Origin of the sequence: Corallococcus carmarthensis (genome assembly GCF_003611695.1) — a bacterium.
Taxonomy (GTDB): domain Bacteria; phylum Myxococcota; class Myxococcia; order Myxococcales; family Myxococcaceae; genus Corallococcus; species Corallococcus carmarthensis.
Genome location: NZ_RAWE01000007.1, coordinates 95,056 through 115,385 on the forward strand (window position 1 = coordinate 95,056; position 20,330 = coordinate 115,385).

General features: G+C 71.1%; 14 protein-coding genes. 2 read left to right on the top strand and 12 right to left on the bottom strand.

Features of this window, described 5'->3' with window-relative positions; all coding sequences use genetic code 11:
* Positions 1-17 precede the first annotated feature (17 nt).
* From D7X32_RS03660 to D7X32_RS03685, 6 genes are all read right to left on the bottom strand, one after another.
* Positions 18-3,566: a serine/threonine-protein kinase gene (locus D7X32_RS03660; protein ID WP_120601110.1), complete on the bottom strand. Its 3,549-nt coding sequence runs from the start codon at positions 3,564-3,566 to the stop codon at positions 18-20.
* Positions 3,567-3,691: 125 nt separating this feature from the next.
* Positions 3,692-6,874, bottom strand: a complete 3,183-nt coding sequence (locus D7X32_RS03665; protein WP_167506431.1) for a DUF4215 domain-containing protein — start codon at positions 6,872-6,874, stop codon at positions 3,692-3,694.
* Between the two features lie 60 nt (positions 6,875-6,934).
* A complete protein-coding gene (locus tag D7X32_RS47450; protein ID WP_120601093.1) occupies positions 6,935-8,704 on the bottom strand; it encodes an OmpA family protein in 1,770 nt (589 codons plus the stop codon).
* A 219-nt stretch (positions 8,705-8,923) separates the two neighbouring features.
* Positions 8,924-9,340 carry a nucleoside diphosphate kinase regulator gene (gene rnk / locus D7X32_RS03675; protein WP_171446740.1) on the bottom strand — a complete coding sequence of 139 codons (417 nt, stop codon included), beginning with the start codon at positions 9,338-9,340 and terminating at the stop codon, positions 8,924-8,926.
* A 368-nt stretch (positions 9,341-9,708) separates the two neighbouring features.
* Positions 9,709-10,290 carry an imm11 family protein gene (locus tag D7X32_RS03680; RefSeq protein WP_120601095.1) on the bottom strand — a complete coding sequence of 194 codons (582 nt, stop codon included), beginning with the start codon at positions 10,288-10,290 and terminating at the stop codon, positions 9,709-9,711.
* Between the two features lie 17 nt (positions 10,291-10,307).
* Positions 10,308-11,609: an AHH domain-containing protein gene (locus tag D7X32_RS03685; RefSeq protein WP_120601096.1), complete on the bottom strand. Its 1,302-nt coding sequence runs from the start codon at positions 11,607-11,609 to the stop codon at positions 10,308-10,310.
* A gap of 112 nt (positions 11,610-11,721) precedes the next feature.
* Here D7X32_RS03685 and D7X32_RS03690 point away from each other — a divergent pair, with 112 nt between their 5' ends.
* Complete coding sequence (locus D7X32_RS03690) at positions 11,722-12,822, top strand: OpgC family protein (RefSeq protein WP_120601097.1); 1,101 nt, start codon at positions 11,722-11,724, stop codon at positions 12,820-12,822.
* Position 12,823: 1 nt separating this feature from the next.
* On the opposite strand, the gene D7X32_RS03695 is transcribed toward D7X32_RS03690, so the two are convergent.
* The 5 genes from D7X32_RS03695 to D7X32_RS03715 all read right to left on the bottom strand — a co-directional run bounded on the left by D7X32_RS03695 (position 12,824) and on the right by D7X32_RS03715 (position 17,876).
* Entirely contained in the window at positions 12,824-13,900 is a 1,077-nt protein-coding gene (locus D7X32_RS03695; protein WP_120601098.1) for an NAD(P)H-dependent flavin oxidoreductase, read from the bottom strand.
* Between the two features lie 116 nt (positions 13,901-14,016).
* Positions 14,017-14,436, bottom strand: coding sequence for a hypothetical protein (locus D7X32_RS03700; protein WP_147450016.1), 420 nt, complete (start codon positions 14,434-14,436; stop codon positions 14,017-14,019).
* Between the two features lie 261 nt (positions 14,437-14,697).
* Positions 14,698-15,642, bottom strand: coding sequence for a serine hydrolase (locus D7X32_RS03705; protein ID WP_120601100.1), 945 nt, complete (start codon positions 15,640-15,642; stop codon positions 14,698-14,700).
* Positions 15,643-15,657: 15 nt separating this feature from the next.
* On the bottom strand, positions 15,658-16,860 hold the full coding sequence (locus D7X32_RS03710) for a DUF819 family protein (RefSeq protein ID WP_244238830.1): 1,203 nt from the start codon (positions 16,858-16,860) through the stop codon (positions 15,658-15,660).
* The gene (locus D7X32_RS03715) at positions 16,857-17,876 is read right to left on the bottom strand and encodes a dipeptide epimerase (RefSeq protein ID WP_120601101.1); all 1,020 of its coding nucleotides are present in this window, start codon (positions 17,874-17,876) and stop codon (positions 16,857-16,859) included. The genes D7X32_RS03710 and D7X32_RS03715 overlap by 4 nt, the downstream gene beginning before the upstream one ends.
* A gap of 96 nt (positions 17,877-17,972) precedes the next feature.
* Between D7X32_RS03715 and D7X32_RS03720 the strand changes: the two genes are divergently transcribed.
* Positions 17,973-19,367: a M20/M25/M40 family metallo-hydrolase gene (locus tag D7X32_RS03720; RefSeq protein ID WP_120601102.1), complete on the top strand. Its 1,395-nt coding sequence runs from the start codon at positions 17,973-17,975 to the stop codon at positions 19,365-19,367.
* A 51-nt stretch (positions 19,368-19,418) separates the two neighbouring features.
* Here D7X32_RS03720 and D7X32_RS45320 read toward each other — a convergent pair.
* Positions 19,419-20,330: trypsin-like serine peptidase (locus D7X32_RS45320; protein ID WP_158625605.1), on the bottom strand; the 912-nt coding region annotated here is incomplete at its 5' end.

A 20,330-nucleotide genomic window follows, 5' to 3' on the forward strand; every position in this document is an offset into this window, starting at 1 on the left:
TCAGCGCCCGGCGCCCTTCAGGGCCCGGGGGCGTCGGCCACGCGCTCCGCTGACGGGGCGCGCGGTCCGGCGCGAAGCGAAAGCAGTCCTTCCCTCACCTCGCGAGCCCGGCCCCACCGGGGACGGGCTGCCACCACCGCGTCGGACAGTTCCAGCCCGCGCTTCACGCCGGCCGCCGCGTCCTGCCCTTCACGGATGCGCCACCGCGCCCACGCGCCGTGCAGGTCCGCCGCCGCCAGCCGGTACTCCAGCCTGGGGTCGAGCTTCATCGCTTCCTCGAAGGCCGCCGCCGCGCGCGTGAAGTCGCCGTCCGCCGCGCCATGGCCCTGCGCCGTCCAGCGCGCCCGGACGCCCGCGGCCTCCGCCAGGTAGCGCCACGCATTGCCCAGCTTCGGGTTGAGCTCGCGCGCCCGGTTCAGCGCCGTCTCCGCCTTGGCGAGGTCCGCCGCCGGGTCGCGCGTCCGGGACAGCGTCCAGGTGGCCTGGCGCACCCAGGCCTTGCCCAGGTTCGCGAACAGGTCCGCGTCGTCCGGCAGCCGCTTCAGCGCCTCCGTGTAGTCGTCCACCGCGGCTCGCAGCGCGGCGCTGGGGTCCTCTCCCTTCGCGAGCTGGAGCTCCGCGCGGAAGACCTCCCACTCGCCCAGGTTGTTGAAGGCGAAGCCCTGCGTGGGCGCCAGGGTCCGGGCCTTCTCGAACGACGCCTTCGCCTCGTCGAGCAGCGCCTTCGTGTCGCCGCCCTCCTCCGCTCGCAGCTCCGCCTGCCAGAACACCGCGGAGCCCAGCGCGTTGTGGAGCGCGGGCTGCTTCGCGTTGAGCGCCAGCCCCTGCCGGTACAGCGTCAGGGCCCGCTCCAGGTCCACGCTCACGTCCTCGCCCTTCAGGTAGCGGGCGCGCGCGAGCTGCTCCGCCACCTCCGCGCCGTTGAAGCACGCGCTGAAGTTGTCCGGATTGAGCGACAGGGCCCGGGTCAACGCGCTGTTCGCGCGGCGCAGGTCGCCCGTCGCGTCCGGAGCGTTCGGGACGTCCGCCCGCTTGCGGTACGCGACGCCCAGGTTGATCCACGAGAGCGGCTGCTGTTCGCTCAGCTGGAGCGCCGTCTGGTACGCGGCGATGGCCTTGTCCAGGAGCGGCACCGGGTCTCCCCCGCGCGCGCCTTCCGCGTCCGCCTGCCCCTGCCACGCGAGGCCCAGGTTGGCGTGGAACGCGTAGTCGCGGTCCTCCGGACGCAGCCGTTCGAAGGAGGCAATCGCGAGCTTCAGCTGTCCGCGCGGATCCTCCCCGTGCAGTTGCTGGTAGCGCGCCCACAGCCGGTGCGTGAGGGCCCGCTCCAGCGGGATGCGGTCGCTCGGCGTGGACACGGCCTCGGCGGTGCGCAGCGCGGCCAGGGACTTCTCCAGCAGCGCCTCCACGCCCTCCCCGCCCTGGTTCGTGCGCTGCTCCGCGAGCCGGCGGTGGAAGCGCGACACCAGCACCAGCGAACGGGCGTGGTCCGGCGCTGCGGCGAGCGCGCGCGACAGCGCCTCCAGGCCCCGCTCGTAGTGCGGCAGCACGTTGCCTTCGCCGTACAGCTCCATCACCAGCGCGGCCAGCTCCAGCCGCCCCAGCACCGAGTGCACGACCGGCTGGCTCTCCGCGGTGGCGACAGCGGCGGCGTATGCCTCGCGGCTCAGCGCCAGGTCCGCCTGCGAACCCGCCCGGTCCCCGCCGTTCCAGCGGCGCATGGAGCGCGCGAGCAGGATGTCGCCGCGCAACAACGGCGCCTCGTAGAACCACGGCGACTGCGTGCCCGGCGCGTCCAGCAGCGCCAGCGCGTCCTCCGGCCGGTCCTCGTAGAAGGCGAACAGGGCCTTCACGAACGACGGCGGCGCGGGCACGTCCGGCCCTTCCGCCTGGCGCAGGTACGCGAGCGCCGGGTCGCGGTAGCGGCCGTTCAGCTCCTTGAGCCGGGCCTCGCGCTGCGCGGGGGCGCGGCGCTCCACGTCCAGCAGGAGCTGCTCGCGGTACAGGTGGCCCAGCACCTGCGCCAGCGCCCACGCCACGCGCGGTTCGCGGTAGCCGTGCGCCCACGCGGACTCCAGCTTCACGCGCGCGCCGTCCAGGTCGTCCAGCGCGAACAGGGCGCGGCCCAGCGCGTACTCCCCGGGCCCCACCGCCTGCTCACCCGCGCGGGCAATCTCCGCCTCCAGCGCGGCCATGCTCGCGCGCAGCGCCTCGCGGTCCTTGCGCGTGTCATGCAGGCGCGACAGGGCGGAGTAGCGCGCCGAGGACTCGATGCGCTCCACGCGTTCGGTGAAGGCGCGGGCCAGCCGCTCGCGCTCCGCCACCTCGCCGCGCGCGAGCTGCGCCTGCGTGAGCGCGCCGGCCACCACCGCCACCACCGTGCCGCCCAGCGCCAGCGCCGCGCGGTGCTTGCGGACCTTCTTGCCCAGCCAGTAGCGCGCGCCATGGCGGGCCCGCACCGGCTCGCCCGACAGGAAGCGCTCCAGGTCGTCGGTGAAGGAGCGCACGGAGTCGTAGCGGAGCGGCCGCTCCTTCTCCAGGCACTTGAGGACGACGGCCTCCAGGTCCTCCGGGATGTCCGGCTCCAACATGCGCGGGCGCGGAGGCGGCTCCGTCTGGAGCTTCGCGAGCACCTCCTTCTCCGTGCCGCCGGTGAAGGGAGGCTGCCCGGTAAGCAGCGCATATAATGTAGCGCCCAGCGCGTAGACGTCCGCGCGGCGGTCCAGGCGGTGGCCTTCACCCCGGGCCTGCTCGGGCGGCATGTAGTGCGGCGTGCCCAGCACCGCGTTCGGCGTGGCGGTGCCCTCGCGCCAGTCGCGCGCGAGCCCGAAGTCCATCACGAACGGGAGGAAGCCTCCGTCCTCCGTGCGCTCCACCAGGATGTTGCCGGGCTTCAGGTCGCGGTGGACCAGCCCCACGCGGTGCGCGGCGTGCACGCCCTGCGCGGCCTGGCAGAGCACCCAGACGCGCTGCTCCAGCGTGAGCGAGTTGGAGAGCTGCCCCAGCGACGGGCCCTCCACGTAGCGCATGGCGATGAAGGCGTGCCCGCGCACCTCGCCCACTTCGTAGACCTCGCACACGCGCTCGTGGCGCACGCGGGCCTGGGCGCGGGCCTCGGACAGGAAGCGGCGGGCCAGCTCCGGGTCCCCGTCGCGCACGAACTTGAGGGCCACGTTGCGGCGCAAGAGCGGGTCATAGGCCAGGAACACCTGCCCCATGCCGCCCTGCCCCAGGAAGCGCACGGGCTCGTAGCGGTCCCAGCCGGGCACCGGAAAGGCGGGCACGCCTTCGATGACCAGCGAGGACGGAACCGCCGTGGACAGCGTGGCGGCTTCCTGGATGGGGGCGTCACCCCGGTCCGTGCGACCTCGGACCAGGTCCTGCCGCAAGAGGTCCAGGGTTTTCTCCGTCAGCAGGCCCCGTTCCTTCAACAGCTCCAGGGGCCTGCGTTGCAGGCGAAGGGCCTCCTCGCGCAGGGCCGCCGCCTCGTCGGAGGACAGCAACCCCTCGTCCAGCGCGAGAAGGACCTCCTCCTCGTACACCTCTTGATGACCTGCCCCGGGCACGGACGGGAGCATACGGGGAAGGCCGGGGAACGCGGGAGCGCCGCCGGAAGGGCGCCATGGGAGGGAGCGAGGGGGCGCTCCCGGAAAGGGGGAAGGCCGGCCCCTCCGGCGGGCTCCGCGAGACGCTATGCGGCGGCGCGGCGCTGACGGCGGCGCAGCCCCGGCACTCCCATCAGGCCCAGGAGGGCCAGCCAGGAGGCATCCGGCGCGGTGCTGCACCCGCCGCCCGCGAAGGCGCGCGTGCTCTCCACCGTCCAGGTGTACTGCGCCGGGGTTTCATCCGTGTTGCCGCTGTCGTCCACCGCGCGGACGCGCAGGACATGGTCCCCGCTGCCGACGGTGTAGGTGTCCTGGCACGGCCCCCAGGCGCCGCCGTCGAGGCTGCACTCGAACGTGGAGCCCTCTTCCGTGGAGGCGTACTCGAAGTCCGCCGTGCGGCTGGAGGTGGTGGGCGCCGGGCCCTTCACGATGGAGGTGTCCGGGGCCTGGTTGTCGGGGACCTGGGTGCTCACGACGAACGGGACGGCGGTGGACGGGGGGCTGGTGACGCCCGCGGGCGACTCGGCCGTGGCCGTCACGGTGTGCGGACCCGCCGGCAGCGGCGCCGTGGGGACGCAGCTCCAGTTGCCGCTCGCGTCCACGGTGGCGGTGCAGACCACGGTGGTGCCCTCGCGCACCGTCACCTGCGTGCCGGGCTCGCCGGTGCCGGTGATGGCGGGCGTGCCGGTGGTCACCGTGGCGTTCGCCGCGGGCCCGGTGATGACCGGGGCCGGGACCTGGGTGTCCACGACGAAGGGGACGGCGGTGGACGGCAGGCTGGTGATGCCCCCAGGTGCCTGGGCCGTGGCCGTCACGGTGTGCGGGCCCTCCGCCAGGGGCGTCGTGGGGACGCAGCTCCAGTTGCCGCTCGCGTCGGCGGTGGCGGTGCAGACCACGGTGGTGCCCTCACGCACCGTCACCTGCGCGTTGGGCTGACTGGTCCCCGTGATGGGGGGCGTGCCGGTGCCCACCGTGGCGTTCGCGGCGGGGCCGGTGATGACCGGGGCCGGCGTCACGGGGCCGGGGTCCTGGGCCACGCACTTCTGGCTGACCGGGTCGCAGTACGCCTCGCAGACGTTGGACGCGGTGCACGTCTGGCCCACCTCCAGCAGGCAGCGCGGCGAGCAGGTGTCACCGCCCACCAGGTTGCCGTCGTCGCACACCTCGGTGCCCGCGCGGACGCCGTCGCCGCACGTGGTGCCGCAGACGCTGGGCGAGCCGTTGCAGCTGTAGCCCGGCTCCACGGCGCAGGTGCCGGAGCAGCCGTCGCCGCTGGTGGTGTCGCCGTCGTCACACTGCTCACCGGCGTTCACCACGCCGTTGCCGCAGGTGTTGAAGCACACGTTGCCAGGGGCAGGGCAGCTCCAGCCCGGCTCCACGGTGCAGGTGGTGTTGCAGCCGTCGCCATTGGTGGCATTCCCGTCGTCGCACACCTCGGCGCCCGCGGTGATGCCGTCGCCGCAGAGGGTGACGCAGGTGCTGGGCGCGCCCGAGCAGCTGTAGCCCGTCTCCACGCGGCAGCCGCTGGAGCAGCCGTCGCCGGACTGCGTGTCGCCGTCATCGCACGTCTCATTCGCATCCAACGTCCCGTTGCCGCACGACTGGACGCACACGGACGGGCCCGAGGCGGGCGCGGAGCAGGCGTAGCCGTCTTCCACGCGGCACTCGGTGGCGCAGCCGTCGCCGGACGTCAGGTTGCCGTCGTCGCACTGCTCGCCCGGGTTCACGGTGCCGTTGCCGCACGTCTGCGCGCAGGGCTGGCCCGGCGTGGCGCAGGCATAGCCCGCCTCCAGGGTGCAGGCATTGGAGCAGCCGTCGCCCAGGGCGGTGTTGCCGTCGTCGCACAGCTCGCCGGCGTTCAGCACGCCGTTGCCGCACAGCGGGGCGCAGACGGAGGGAGCACCGTTGCAGGTGTAGCCCGTCTCGATGCGGCACGCCGCGGAGCAGCCGTCGGAGCTGAACGCGTTGCCGTCGTCGCACTGCTCGCCCGGGTTGATGGCCCCGTTGCCGCAGGTGGCCGCGCAGGCCTGGCCCGGCGTGGGGCAGGCGTAGCCGTCTTCCACGCGGCAGCTGGCGTTGCAGCCGTCGTTCGCGGTGGTGTTGCCGTCGTCGCACTGCTCGCCGGGGTTCAGGTTGCCGTTGCCGCACGTCTGGGCGCAGGTGCTGGGCGCGCCGGCGCAGCCGTAGCCGGGCTCGATGCCGCAGGTGGCGCTGCAACCGTCGCCGTTGGCGGCGTTGCCGTCGTCGCACTCCTCGCGCGGGGAGATGGCGCCGTCACCGCAGCGGTCGTCGTAGGCGTCCACGAAGAGGTAGCGGAAGGCGTTCGGCGGGCTGGCGGCGTTCTCGTTGCACAGCTCGATGCGGTTGATGCCCGCGTGCCAGGGCGAGGAGGTGCCGAACTCGCGGAAGATGTTCTTCTGCCAGGGCTGGCCCGGAGGCTCGCTGACGGTGACGGGGGAGACCGTCGTGCCGTTCACCTTCGCGCTGTCGAACTGGTTGTCATTGAAGGTGGCCAGGCGCAGGCGGAACTGCGCGACGTTCGTCGTCGAGGGGATGAGGAAGTCCTGGTAGACGCACGTCTGCGCGCCCTTGGGCGCCATGAAGCGCGCGGTCTGCATCTCCAGCGGCCAGTCATTGGCGTTGCGCACGCCGGTGTCCGCGCCGGTGGTGGTGCCCGAGTAGAACCAGTGCGGATCCACCCCGCCCGTGGGCAGGCGGCGGTTCTGCGCGTCCACGCCGGTGTTGAACACCGCCACGCCCGCCCTCACGCAGCGGCTGGGGCTGCCCGCGCAGGCGAAGCCGGGCTCCACCTCGCACTGCCGGCTGCACCCGTCGCCCTCGAAGCGGTTGCCGTCGTCGCAGACCTCCTGCGCGAAGGACGGGTACTGGCGGTTGTCGAACGCGCCGTTGCCACACAGCGACAGGTCACACGTGGCCGAACAGCCGTTGCCGCCGCTGGCCGTGTCGCCGTCGTCGCACAGCTCGCCGGAGTTGGTGACGTTGTTGCCGCAAAGGCTCGCCAGCGAGCACGCGTTGCCGGGCACGTTGCACAGGTAGCCCGCCTCCACGGTGCCGGTGGCCGAACAGCCATCGCCGCTCACGGTGTTGCCGTCGTCGCACTGCTCACCGGGCTGGAGCCGGCCGTCGCCCACGAGCGCCGAGGACTGGCTCGTGAGGACGGGCTCGGAGGCGGAGGGAGCCGACTCGCAACCGGCGAGGAGGAACAGCGAACACAAGGCCAGCGCGTGGAAGCCCGCGCGCAGGGCCATGCGGGGTGAATCTCCCCGGAAGAAGGAATGCATCTGGGTCATGAACATGAAGGGTCTGCCTTACTTCGGAGAGGTGTCGGGGGAAGAGGAGGAGGCCGGCGCCGTCTGCACGCCTTCGGCCTCTCCGACGATCTTGAACTCGACGCGGCGGTTCTTCGCGCGGCCGTCCGCCTTCGTGTTGTCCGCGATGGGCTGCGTGGGCCCGAAGCCCTTCGCCTCCAACCGCTCGCGCTGCACGCCCTTGCTCACCAGGTAGTCCACCACCGCCTCGGCGCGCCGCTGGGACAGGTCCAGGTTGTACGCGGCCTTGCCGGTATCGTCGGTGTGGCCTTCCACGCGCACCTTCTCGATGTCCGGATGGGACACGAGGATGGCCGCGACCTTGTCGAGCACCGCGTTGCTGCGCTTCTGGATGACGGCCTGGTTGTTCTCGAAGAAGACCGCCTCGAGGATGCGGATGCTCCCGGAGTCGATGCGCGCGATGGGCGCCTGCTTGCAGCCGCCGTCGGCCTCGGTGCCCGGCTCGTCGGGGCAGGCGTCCAGGCGGTCCACGATGCCGTCACCGTCGCGGTCGGGCTCCACGTCCGGGCAGCCATCCCGGTCCTTGTAGCGGTTGAACGTCTCCGGCTCCTTCGGGCACTGGTCCTTGGAGTCCACGATGCCGTCCCCGTCGGAGTCGGGGTCGTCCGGGCAGCCGTCCTCGTCCTGGAAGCCGTTCTTGTTCTCCGCCTGCGTGGGGCACTTGTCCGCCAGGTTGGGGATGCCGTCCTGGTCGTCGTCCTTGTCCGGGCAGCCCTGGAGCTGCGCCAGGCCGGCCGTCGTGGGGCACTGGTCGTCGCGGTTCTTCACGCCGTCGCCGTCGGCATCCAGGTCGGGACACTCGGCGGCCACGTGGGGCTGGCCCGCGATACAGACGGGGCCCTTGGGCGCGGGGGGCGTACCGAAGGACACACCGGCGAGCACGCGGAAGCGCGGCGTGCCGGGCGTCTGGCCAAAGCCCGGGCCGCCCATGACGTACACCTCGGTGCCGTCGGCGGTGGGGACGCGCAGGCCCAGCAGGGCCTCCATCGAGCTGGGCGAGTCCTGCGTGGGGACGGTGCCGCGCACGAGGATCTCCTCGCGCAGGCCCCAGAGTCCGGCGGACAGGTTGACGCCGCCGTTCAGCTCCACGCCCATCTCGTCGAGGTAGGGCTGTGTCTGCGGCGTCAGCGCGTACGTCTTCGTGCGCACGAGCGCGCCGACGTCCGCGCCCACGCGGAAGGTGCCGCCCAGCTGCTTGCCGGCGCCCAGGCGCGGGGAGAAGGTGAAGCCCTCGTCACGGGTGAGGGCGGCCTTGCTGCCCAGGGGCAGGGCCGCGCTCAGGTGCAGGGCCAGGTCGAGCGGTCCGCCCCGGTTCTCGGAGAGGAAGCCCAGGCGGGCCTGGAGCCACGGGGTGCCGAGCGCGCTCGTGGTGGGACGGGACACGCCGACTCCGGCGGTCTCCGGGCCCCACTGGGCGACGATGGGCACCTGGGCGCCAACCTCCAACCAGTTCGTGAAGGCGTACGCGGCGCTGATGTGCGCCGTCACGCGGTTGGAGATGATGTCGGCCTGCCGGGTGTCGTCCTCCACGAGGACGAGGGGCCGGTTCTCGTAGTGCGCGGTCAGCCCGATGCGGAACTGGCCCGCGGGGAGCAGGTCACCGGTGGACAGCACGAGGCTGTCGCGCATGCCGGGGTTGAGCTGCAGGCGCTCCAGTTCGATGCCCGGAATGGCGCTCTGGGCCTGGGCGCTGAAGGCGCAGAGGACGGCCAGTCCTCCGAACCCAAGGTGATGCCGTCGTGCGAACAAGCGTTCCTCCACATCCACACGCGGGCTTGATGGACGCCCGCGACCCATCGCAAGGCGAGGGGCACGCGGACGGTTGCACGCGAGAGGCCAGGATGTGTTGGAACGACGACTGTGAGCAATGGCGCGGGGATGCGAGCCAGGCCGCCCCCGGGCCTTGGCGGCTGACGCGTCAGCGCGGGACGCGGACACGGCGCTGACGCGTCAAGGAAGGACGCGGGCCTACAGGTGGAAGTGGCCAGCGGCTTCCGGTTGGTAGGGCACGGCGACGATGCGCAGGCGACGGGTGCGGCCATTGGGGAGGGGCCACTCCACGGTCTGGCCCACGGACAGGCCGATGAGGGCGCTGCCCACGGGGGCGAGGACGGAGATGCGGCCCGAGTCGCTGTTGGCGTCCTTGGGATAGACGAGGGTGACCTCGCGCGTCTCGCCGGCCTCTTCGTCCTCGAAGACGACGGTGCTGTTCATGGTGACGACGTCGCGAGGGATGGCGGTGGGGGACGTGACGACGGCGCGGGCGAGCTCGGACTCCAGTTGCTCCACGAGCTCCGCGTTGCGAGCGGTGCCGTACTGTTCGACGACGCGCTCCAGGCGCTGGAGGTCGGTGTCGGTGACGATGAGGGGATGGTCGTGGGTCAGGGTCATGGGGGATGCCTCCTGCATGGGAAAGGAATGGCGGCGAAACGCATTCCCGGCAGGCGGGCGTGCGTGGCGCGGGCTTCAGTGGGGGTGGAGCGGACGCCGTCCGTCGTGAGCTACGCGAGACGGGCGGCGTGGGTGACAAGCCAGGCGGTGGCTCGGCCGTGCGCGGGCAGCATCCGGCGCACGGAAATCCGGCGCGGAGCACGCTGCATGCAGGCTGTGAGCGAAACCGTCATCTGACGAGGGACCCGGGGGCTGCGGCTGCGATGAAGTGCTGAATGTAGCCGCGCCATCCCTGATTGCAACCGACGCTGGGGAAACAGGCGGCCTGGCGGACAACCGCCGTGACGCACGCAGGCGCGGAATCAGCGGACCGGGGACACGTCCTGGAACCACACGCCCGTGGCGCCGATTTCTTCCAGCGCGAGCTTGATGTCCTCGGGGATGACGAGGGCCACTTCCCAGTGCAGGGGGCGGAAGACCCTCGCGCTGCCGAGCCGTGTGGCGTCGATGTGCATGCCCCAGACGAAGACGTAGGTCCCTACCTTTTCCGCGAGCCCGTCCTTGGGCGTCCAATAGCGCACCTGCTCGGAAGCCTTGTCATCGACGCAGTTCACGCGGCGAATGGCATTCAGGATGAAGAAGTCGTCGGGTTGCCCTTCGATGTCCACGGGGAAGAGCTGCACATCGTTCGGGGCAAGGCGCTCGAAGATGGCGGCCACCCGTGAGGTGACAACCGGAGTGCTGAACGCTGCGTGGGAGTAGTCGAGCGCGGCACCTGGAATATCGATGGGAATGCGAACACGCTCAGCCCAGGGACTCGGCTTTCCTATCCGGAACTGCCACGGGTTGCTGAGCTCGATGCCCTGGGCATCTTGTGGATGCCCCAGTTCCCAACGTCCTTCCAGGTACACGTCGTCGCTGAGGTCGAAGTATCGCGAAGACATGGGTCGAACTCCTGAACTCACTCCGTGCGAGTCACCAGCTTGTTGAGCAGGCTCCCCTTCTGGAGGATTTCATCCGCCAGGACACGCAGTGTACGCGTCAGCGACTCCCTACACTGCGCGATGGTTTCGCAGCTCTCCGTCGCCAGTTCAAGCGCCCCATGGACCCGCTCGTGGTACTCGCGAGGATGCGGACCTCGGTGGCCAGGCACATCGACCTGATTCGCAGGGTCATCCAAGGACATCCCTGCTCGCCTGAAAATCTTCTGGTAGCGCGGCGTCCACGGGCCTCCGTTCGCGGTGGACGTGCTGAACTTGTCGGACGCGATGTGATGCCTGGGTCCAACCACCTCCACGGGCCCGCCTGTCGCCACCGCGCCCGGTGCCAGGCTGATCAGGACATCCCCCGTCGTCGACACGGCGACGGACTCCACCTGCGCGACCGCGCCCAGTTGGAAGCCACCCTGCGCCGCGCCCACGAGTGACGCCTGCGCCGAACCGGGCAGCGTGGGCACCTTCGCAGCCAGCGCCTCCGCCGTGCTGCCCAGTGCCGCCGTGGCCAGCATGACGAAGGCCCGCGCGGCGTTCTCTCCCATCACCTCGCCGTACTGCTCCCCCGCATCCCGGAGCTCGTCGAAGGTCGTGGCCACCGCCACCGCATCCGCGAGCCGCATCCATCCATGGATGAGGCTCCACACCGTGTCGACGCCCAGGTAGGCGATGAGCACCGCTGTCAGGGTCGCCGCGACGCCCTTGGACACCGGCTCCGGCAACAGCCACAGGCCCAGATACAAGGCACTGGTCGTGACGATCATGGAGAGCACCGCCTCGCGATCCGTCATGCCCCGCAGCGCGTCCTCCGTCTCGTCCCACACCGAATCCAACGCGATGGAGAAGGCCAACGTGCGCTTGCCGTCCGCGTCCAGCGTGGACCCACGCTCCAGGAGGTGGAGGCAATCCCCGGAGAGCGCCTTGCGCTGGCACCACCGGCCATAGGCCGCCGCCAACTCCACATCCGGAGCATCTTTGAGACTCAGGTGCGCGCGCCCTGGCTCCTGCACGGAGATGAGCCCCAGGTGTCCACGCACGTGGGCGTAGGGACGTGATGCATGGGGAGCCGCCAGCAGCCCGCGGGCCGCCTCCATGGGGTGCGCGGAAACAGGCGCGGTGCGTGCGAGGCCCGCGACCGCGTCCTTGAATTCGTCTTCGTCCAGCGCCACGGGCCGGACGTCTCGTTGCGGCGTGTGGACGCGGGTGGGTCCTCGTCCCGTGCTGAGCCGCACGCTCCGCGAGGCCACGCAGCCCGTCCCCACGAGCAGCATCCACACGATGACGGCTGCGTACGTCACCCGGACAGTGACACTGGATCCGAGCTGGCGGAGAGGTTTACCCGGGACGTGGGGCTGTGGCATGGGTGGAGGGAGTCTACCCGCCATGAAACGCCGCCCTGAGTTCGACAGCCTGCGCGGAGTGCTGCTCGTCCTGATGACGCTGACGCACCTGCCCACCCGGCTGAGTGTCATTGGCAATCAGCCGTTCGGCTTCGTGTCCGCCGCCGAGGGCTTCGTGTTCCTCTCCGCGTTCCTCGTGGGCGTGGTGCACGCGAAGAAGCCGGGCACGGCCGCGATGTTCAAGAGCCTCTGGAGCCGCGCCCTCAAGGTGTACGGCTACCACGTCGCCCTGCTCGGCTTCGCGTTCACCATCATCGCCACGCTGGGCGTCGCCGCGCGCAGGCCCGCCATCCACAACCTGATTGGCTTCTTCCATCAGGACCCGTTCACCGCCCTGTGGAGCAGCCTGATCCTCCTCTACTGTCCCCCGCTGCTCGACATCCTCCCGCTCTATGTCGTGCTCCTGTTGATCACCCCCGCCGTGCTGCTGGGTGCGCGCAAGGAGGGCTGGTCCCGGGTGCTGGGCTTGAGTGCCCTCATCTGGGTCTGGGCGCAGGTGGGCCTCAAGCGCGCCCTGTATGACGTGCTCGTCGCCAATCCCGTGTTGCCGTGGCCGCCGTTGAGCATCGACCTGTCGGGCGCCTTCGACCTGTTCGCGTGGCAGTTCCTCTGGGTGCTCGGCGTGTGGATGGGCGTCGCCCGCGCCACAGCGCCGGAACAACGCCAGCCCGTATCCCGCCGGCGCCTCACGGGCGCCATCGTCGTCAGCCTGGGGTTCTTCGTCGTGCGCCACCTGGACGTGGACCTGGGCGACGCGGCGGTGCTGTTCGACAAGTGGTCACTCGCGCCGCTGCGGCTCGTGAACTTCCTGGCCGTGGCCCTGCTCGCGAGCTGGCTCGCACCCCGTCTGTTCCGCTGGCTGCGCCCCAAGGTACTGGAGGCGCTGGGTCAGGCGTCGCTGCCCGTGTTCGCCGTCCACGTCGTGCTGTGCCTGCTCAGCCTGTCGCTGCTGGATGAGAACGAGGACCCGCTGGACTACTGGGATGAAGCCGCGGTCCTCGTGGCCACCTTCTGCAGCATGTACTTCGTGGCGCTGCGCCAGCGCATCGCGGGCCGGAGCATGGGCCCGCCCTCGACGTCCTGAGTCAGCCGCGCACGGCGGACAGCGCGGCTGCGGTCTCCGCCACCAGGGCCCGCACCAGGTCCGCCGCGGGGCCCTCTCGCGACAGCCCGATGCCCTGCCCCGCCCACAGGGCCATGTAGCGCGTGTCGTTCTGCTTCGACGACGCCGCCCTCAGCGTGCGCGTGGCCCCGTGCTGCTGCGGAAACGGAAGGATGGCCCCGGCCGCCTCCAGCGTGGTCGTGAGTTCGTTCGGAATCGCCCGGGCCGGGCGGCCGGAGAACGCACGTGTGATGCGTGACGACTCATCCCGGGCCTCGCGCAGCAGCGCCTTGTGGGCCGCCGCCGCGCTGGACTCCTGGCACCGCAGGAACGCCGTTCCCAACTGCACGGCCGCCGCGCCCAGCATCCGGGCCGCCGCGATGCCACGTCCGTCCATGATGCCGCCGCTGGCGATGACCGGCACCCGCACGGCGTCCACCATCTGGGGCACGAGCGCCATCGTCCCCACCATGCCCGCTTCGAACGACCCGCCGAAGGAGCCCCGATGTCCGCCGGCTTCCGAGCCCTGCGCGACAATCGCATCCACGCCCGCGGCCTCCAGCGCCTGGGCCTCGCGCACGTTCGTCGCCGTGCCCACGACGAGGATGCCGCGCGACCGGAACGTCTCCAGCACCGGCGCGGGCGGAATGCCGAAGGTGAAGCTGAACACCGTGGGCGCGGCTTCGAGCACCGCCTCCACCTGCCTCGCGAAGTCCGGCATCGGGGCCGCCGGAATCACGGGAGGAGGCAGCCCCAGCGCCGCATGGAAGCGCTCAAGGATGGCGAGCGTGGGTCCGGGGTCCGCGAGAGCCACCGCGGGCTGCGGCGCGAAGAGGTTGATGGCGTAGGGCCGCGACGTGAGTGAGCGCACCGCGCGGGCCTGCTGGACGATGTCCTCCGGCTGAACGTACGCGGCTCCCAATGAGCCCAGCCCTCCTGCCTCCGACACCGCCGCGACCAATTCCGGCGGCGTGAGGCCGCCCGCCATCGGAGCCTGGATGATCGAATGCTCCACCCCGAGCCGCTCCTCGAACCTGCGCCACGCCTGCGGATCCATCATGGCCACACCTCCCGTGACTCACGTCGGACAGCATTAACGGCTCGGCTTCACATCGCAGTGCCGCGCACTCCGGAGGCATCAGTCCTGCTTCCACGCTCCATGCTGAGTACGCGGCGCTATGTCCCGTACTTCCCCGTGTCCAGGTAGGTACTGAGGGGCCCGGTGAAAGGCCGGCGGGAGTACCACCAGGTCGTACCAGCGGGTATCCAGAACTTCGACAGGGCCTGGCCACCGTCGTCTCGCGTCGCGGCCCGGAACTTTTCGTCGGCCTCCTCGACCAGGCGTTTCAACACGTCCACGGCAGGCTGGGGACACTTCTTCATGATGACCTCCAGCGCTTCCCGGCTCGTCAGCCCATAGATGAAGTCATCAATGCCGTCCCGGGAGTCCCCGGCGGTCTCCGCGGTCTGCTGCCATCGGTACAGATACACCTCGACGGGATAGCCGCGCCCCGTCCACACCGAGGTCCGCATGTACGTGGTCAGCGACTCCAGGACCTTCAATTCCTCTTCGGTACACCGTGGCGGGTTCTTCATGAGTTCGCTGGTACTGCAAGGTCGCGCCGCGAGCGTGCCAGTCTTCCAGGCATCAAGACCGTCCCCGGCCGCCCGGCACAGTCCAAACCTGTCCGACTGTCGGACAGGTTTTCATTGCCCAAGCCTGTCGGACTGTCCGACAGGTCTCCACGCTGCGGTCCCGCCTGTCCGACAGGTTTCCGTTGCCCGAACCTGTCCGACTGTCGGACAGGTTTTCGCGGCCCGCCTCCGGCGGGGCGCTCCAACGGGGTTCTCACCTTCTTATTCGCAGTCGTAGTTCGGCGCGGGCGCCCCGGGATCCAGCACCACGGGCGCAGGACCACCCGCCCGGGCCAGGGCCTCTCCGCAGTCCAGCGACATGTCCTTCGCCAGGTGCCGGTACAGCACGCACGACGCGCGCTCCACCACGAACGCCTGCCTCGGCCAATCCGGCCCACGCGAGGCCAGGATGGCCACCGCGTACCGCCCACCGTCCGGCAGCGTCACCAGCCCCACTTCATTGAGCACGTTGTAGCGCGCGTCATCCCCACAGCAGCCCGGAGGCAACCACCCGCCTTTGTGTTGGAGCGACGCGCGGGCACTCGCGGGCAGGCGCGTTCCCAGCCAGCCTCCGCAGCCATCACGAGGCGTCAGTTCCATCCACCGCAGCAATTGCGCCGTGGGCTCCGCCCCCAACAACTCCCGCCGGTCCAACCGCGCCAGGAACGACACCATGTCGTCCGCGCAGAAGTAGTTGTCCCTGCCCATCACGCGAGGGGAGTTCGTCGCCCAGCGCTCCCGGCCGTAGTTCCACTTCGTCAGCGCCGTGTGCTTCAGCCCCAAGCCCTGGAGATAGACATTGATGGCATCCGGTCCGCCCACCAGGTCGATGACCTCGCCGGAGGCCTCGTTGTCCGACGTGCGGAACACCTTCTCCGCGAGCGGCGTCACCGTCGCCATGTTCCGCTGTCCCAGCGCCGCCGCCACCCAGAACACCTTCGCGGAGCTGGCGGAGATGTGCGGCTCCGTGCCGGAGACGCTCGCGGACTCGCCCGTGCGCAGGTCCACCACCGCCAGCGACAGGTCCGTCCCGGGCGACAGCCGCGCCGCCTCCCGCGCCAGCGATTCCACCACGGCCGCCAAGGACTCCCGGGGCACGGCTGCGTCCTGCGTCGTCGCGCAACCGCTCATCGCCAGCAGTCCCGCCCAGAACCACACCGCTCGCATCCGCGCCTCCGTGCCTCAGTGAATCAGCCGGTACACCTGCTCCAGCATCAGCGCCGTCACCAGCCCGCAGTACGTCCCCAGCACGTACCCCAGCACCGCGAGCAGCACGCCCACCGGCGCGAGCGCGGGATGGAACGCCGCCGCCACCACGGACGCGGAGGCCGTGCCTCCCACGTTCGCCTGCGAACCCACGGCCGCGAAGAACACCGGCGCCTTCAGCCACCGCCGCGCGCCCATCGTCACCGCCGCGTGGATGCACATCCACACTGCCCCCACCGCCACCAGCGCGGGCGCGTCCCACAACCGCCGGAACTCCGCCTGCGCGCCAATCGTCGCCACCAGCAGGTACAGGAACAGCGAGCCCATGCGGCTCGCCCCCGCGCCCTCCAGCCTGCGCACCGGCGTGAACGACAGCACCACGCCCACCGTCGTCACCAGCAACACCACCCACGTGAAGCCCGTCACCACGTTGCCCAGGTCCGGCAGCTGCTTCGCCAGCGCCGTGCACGCCACCGTCACGCCGAACGCCACCGCCAGCATCGACAGCAGGTCGGACAGGCTCGCGGGCCGGGCGGACGCCGCCTGAAGCCGCGCGGACTCCTCACGCACCCGGTCCAGCGCCGTCCGGTCCGCGCCGATGCTCGCATCCATCGCCTTCTCACGCCCGGCGAAGGACAGCAGCACCGCCGTCCACACGTTGGACACGCCCACGTCCACCACCACCAGCATGCTCAGCGTGCTGTCCAGCGCGCCCACGCTCTGGCCAATCGCCACGAAGTTCGCGCTGCCGCCAATCCACGACCCGCTGAGCGCCGCCAATCCCTTCCACGCCTGGTCCCCCAGCTCCGCCGGCACCAGCCACCCCAACGCCAGATACGCGAGCGGCCCGCCCACCATGATGCCCAGCGAGCCCGCCAGGAACACGCCCACCGCGTTGCGCCCCAGCCTCACGATGGCGGGCAGGTCCACCGACAGCACCAGCAACACCAGGCTCGCGGGCAGCAGGTACACGCGCGTGAAGCGATACAGCTCCGACTGCGTGGGGATGACGCCCGTGTTCGACAAGAGCGTCGGCACGAAGTACGCGAACACCAGCAGCGGCACGACGTTGAAGAACCGCTCCACCGCCGGGTAGCGCTGCAACGCATACAGCCCCGCCAGCACCGCGAGCAGCACGGCGAGCACCGCCATCGGATCCTGGATCAGCGGTGGCGTCACCGGGGCTCCACGCCCAGACCCGCGCCCGCTCCCAGCTGGATGCGGCCCTGCACCACCGGGTGCGCGCGGTACGGATCCTCCGCGAGCAGCAGGTTCCCATCCAGGTCCACCCAGTCCACCAGCGGCGCCAGGTGCGCGCCCGCCGCGATGCCCAGCCCCGTCTCCACCATGCAACCCAGCATCACCTTCAGGCCGCACGCGCGCGCCGTCTCGATGATGCGCAGCGCCTCGCGGATGCCGCCGCTCTTCTGGAGCTTCACGTTGATGCCGTGGAACCCCCCCGCCAGCTTCGGCACGTCCGACGCCTTGGTCAGCGACTCGTCCGCCACCAGCGGCAGCGGCGAACGCGCGCGCAGCCACTTCGCGCCCTCCACGTCCGCCGCGGGCAGCGGCTGCTCCACCAGCTCCACGCCCTGCGTGGACAACCACTGGATGTGCGCCAGGGCCTCGTCCGGCTTCCACGCCTCGTTCGCATCCACGCGGATGGTCTGCGCCGTCAGCGCCCGCACCGTGCCGAACACCTCCTGCACGCGGTCCGCGCCCAGCTTCACCTTCAGCACCGGGAAGTCCGCCGCCTCGCGCACCTTCACCGCCAGCGTCTCCGGCACGTCGATGCCAATGGACATGGACGTCACCGGCTGCCGCGTGGGGTCCACGCCCAGCATCCGGTACAGCGGCACGCCCATCACCTTGCCCGCCCAGTCATGCAGCGCCAGGTCCACCGCCGCCTTCGCCGCGGGGTTGTCCGGCAGCGCCGCGTCCACGGCCTCGGACACGTCGCGGAAGTGGCGCAGGTCGCGGCCCTCCAGCACCGGGGCCAACTTGTGGAGCGCTGCCTCCACCGTCTCCCACGACTCGCCGTAGCGCACGTTGGGCGCGGCCTCGCCGTAACCCACGTGCCCTTCCGCGCGCACCTCCACGAACACGTTGCGCTTCACCGTGCTCGTGCCCCGGGCAATGGTCCAGGCGTGACGCAGCGGCAGTTCCACGGTGCGAAAGCTCAACGGCGAGGCCATGGGCGGACTCCCTCCAGGGCTCCTCCCTTAACACGGCACTCCTTGCAAACGCCGCTTCCGTTGCCTTCCAGGGCCCAAGGCGCGAGCCTCCGCGCCATGCGTCTCCTGCCCCTTCTCGCTGTGTTGTTCGCGCTGGGTCCAAGCCACGCCGCGTCATCGCGTCCCGCGCCGAAGGACGAGCTGCGGACGCTGCTCGCGGAGCTCGTCGCCGCGGACACCTCCAACCCGCCCGGCAACGAAACGGCCGCGGCGCGGGTGGCGGCGAAGTGGCTGCGCGAGGCGGGCATCGAATCGGAGCTCATCGAGCCCTCGCCCGGGCGCGGCAACCTGCTGGTGCGCTTGAAGGGCAACGGCAAGGGCAGGCCGGTGCTCGTGCTCGCGCACCTGGACACCGTGCCGGCCGTGAAGGCCGAGTGGGCCACCGACCCATGGACGCTCACGGAGAAGGACGGCCTGCTCTACGGACGCGGCGTGCAGGACAACAAGGGCATGGCGGCGGCGAGCATCCTCGCGCTGCGCCGGCTGAAGCAGGAGGGCGGCACGCGCTCGCGCGACATCCTGCTGTACCTGGGCGCGGACGAGGAGGTGGGCTCGGGCCAGGGACTGGACTGGATGATGGAGCACCGCCCGGAGCTGAAGGAGGCGGAGCTCGCGCTCAACGAGGGCGGCCTCACGGAGCTGTCACCGGACCGCGACGAGGTGCGCTTCGTGGCGCTCCAGGCCGCGGAGCGTGTGTCCCGCAACGTGACGCTCAAGGCCACCGGCCCGGGAGGCCACTCCTCCGCGCCGCCCGTGGACGCGGGCCCCCTGGTGCGGGTGGCCGCGGCGGTGGCGCGCGTGGGTGCCCTCACCTTCCCCGCGCACCTGACGCCCGCCGCCCGGCTCCACGTGCTGGGCCGAGCGCCGTCGACCCCCGGCGAGCTGGGAGAAGCGCTGCGCCGCATCGCCGCCGCGCCGGACGCACCGCCCGAGGACGCGGTGGCCACCGTGGCGCGGCTGGAGCCCGCGCTGGGCGCCGTGCTGCGGACCACCTGCGTGCCCACGGTGTTCAAGGCGGGCACGAAGTCCAACGTGATTCCCGCGACCGCCGAGGCCACCGTGAACTGCCGCCTGCTTCCGGACGCGGACGCGAAGGCCGTGCGCGAACGCATCGTCGCGGCCGTGAATGACCCGGACATCCAGGTGGAGATGGACGTGTCGCCGCCGGACTCGCCCATGTCACCCGTGGGGGACAACGCCATGTTCCGCGCGGTGAAGGCCGCCGCGGCGAAGGTGTGGCCAAAGGCGCCCGTGCTGCCGCGCATGTCCACCGGCACCACCGAGTCCGCAACGCTGCGCCGCGCGGGCATCCACGCCTATGGCATCGACCTGTTCGCGCTGACTCCGGACGACGCACGCACCGCGCACGCGCCCAACGAGCGCGTCCCGGTGGCGTCGCTCCAGCCCGGCGCGGAGTTCGTCTACCTCACCCTGAAGCACCTGACGCGCTGACGCGGCGGCCCGGAGGGAGCGGACGCCCGCCGCTCCCTCCAGGAGACACCGCTACATGTCCTTCACGAGGTCGTACAGGCTGCCCGCCGTGTCATAGCTGAAGTACGGGCCCTGCCACTTGTAGACGTGGGTCGGATCCGGGTTCCAGAACTGCCAGCTGTTGACCGAGTACAGGTACGCCCAGAACGTCTGCCCATAGCTCTCCAGCCACGGACCGCCGCTGGCGCCGCCCGTCATGGAGCAGCTGATGGTGGGGAAGCCGCTCTCGTTCCAGGTGGTGCCCGCGCAGTAGTAGAGCTGCGAGCCGTTGTAGGGCGGATCCGCCGGGTAGCCGAACTGGTAGATGTTCTGCCCGTACCCGATGCCCCACTTGATGCCCTGGCCGCCCACCGCGTCCACGATGCGCACGCCGTTGAGCGGGTTCATCACCGCCGCCGCCACGTCATAGGCGCGGTCCGCGTTGTTGATCCACCCGGTCTTCGTCCACAGCTGGTACGACGTCCACACGCCGTACGGCGAGCCCGCGTGGTACGCCGGCACGAAGACCCAGTTGTAATGCCAGCCGCGCCCCGCTCCACCGCCGTGCACGCAGTGGCCCGCGGTGAAGACCACCCGCTTGCCATTGCTGTTCACCGTGCTGCCGGAACAGGAGAAGTTCCCGCCCTGGTCGCTCGTGAAGAAGACCCGGCCACTCATGGAGTGGATGTCCGCCGCCCCCATGGGCACGCCGCCCCGGGGCTCCGCGCCGTCCACCTGGCCCCACGCCTTGTCCTCCGGCGTCCGCCGCAGGCTGATGGGCGCCTTCCCCGACGTCGCCGGCGCGTCCACCGGAACGGCCGCCGCCATGCGCTCCGGCGTCCAGTACGCGAGCACCGCGGCGATGTCCGGCTGCGCCGCGAACGTCCGCGAACCCGCGTTGTCCGTGGGGTCCGCCCCCCCTCCCACTTCTGGCGCGGCCTGCGC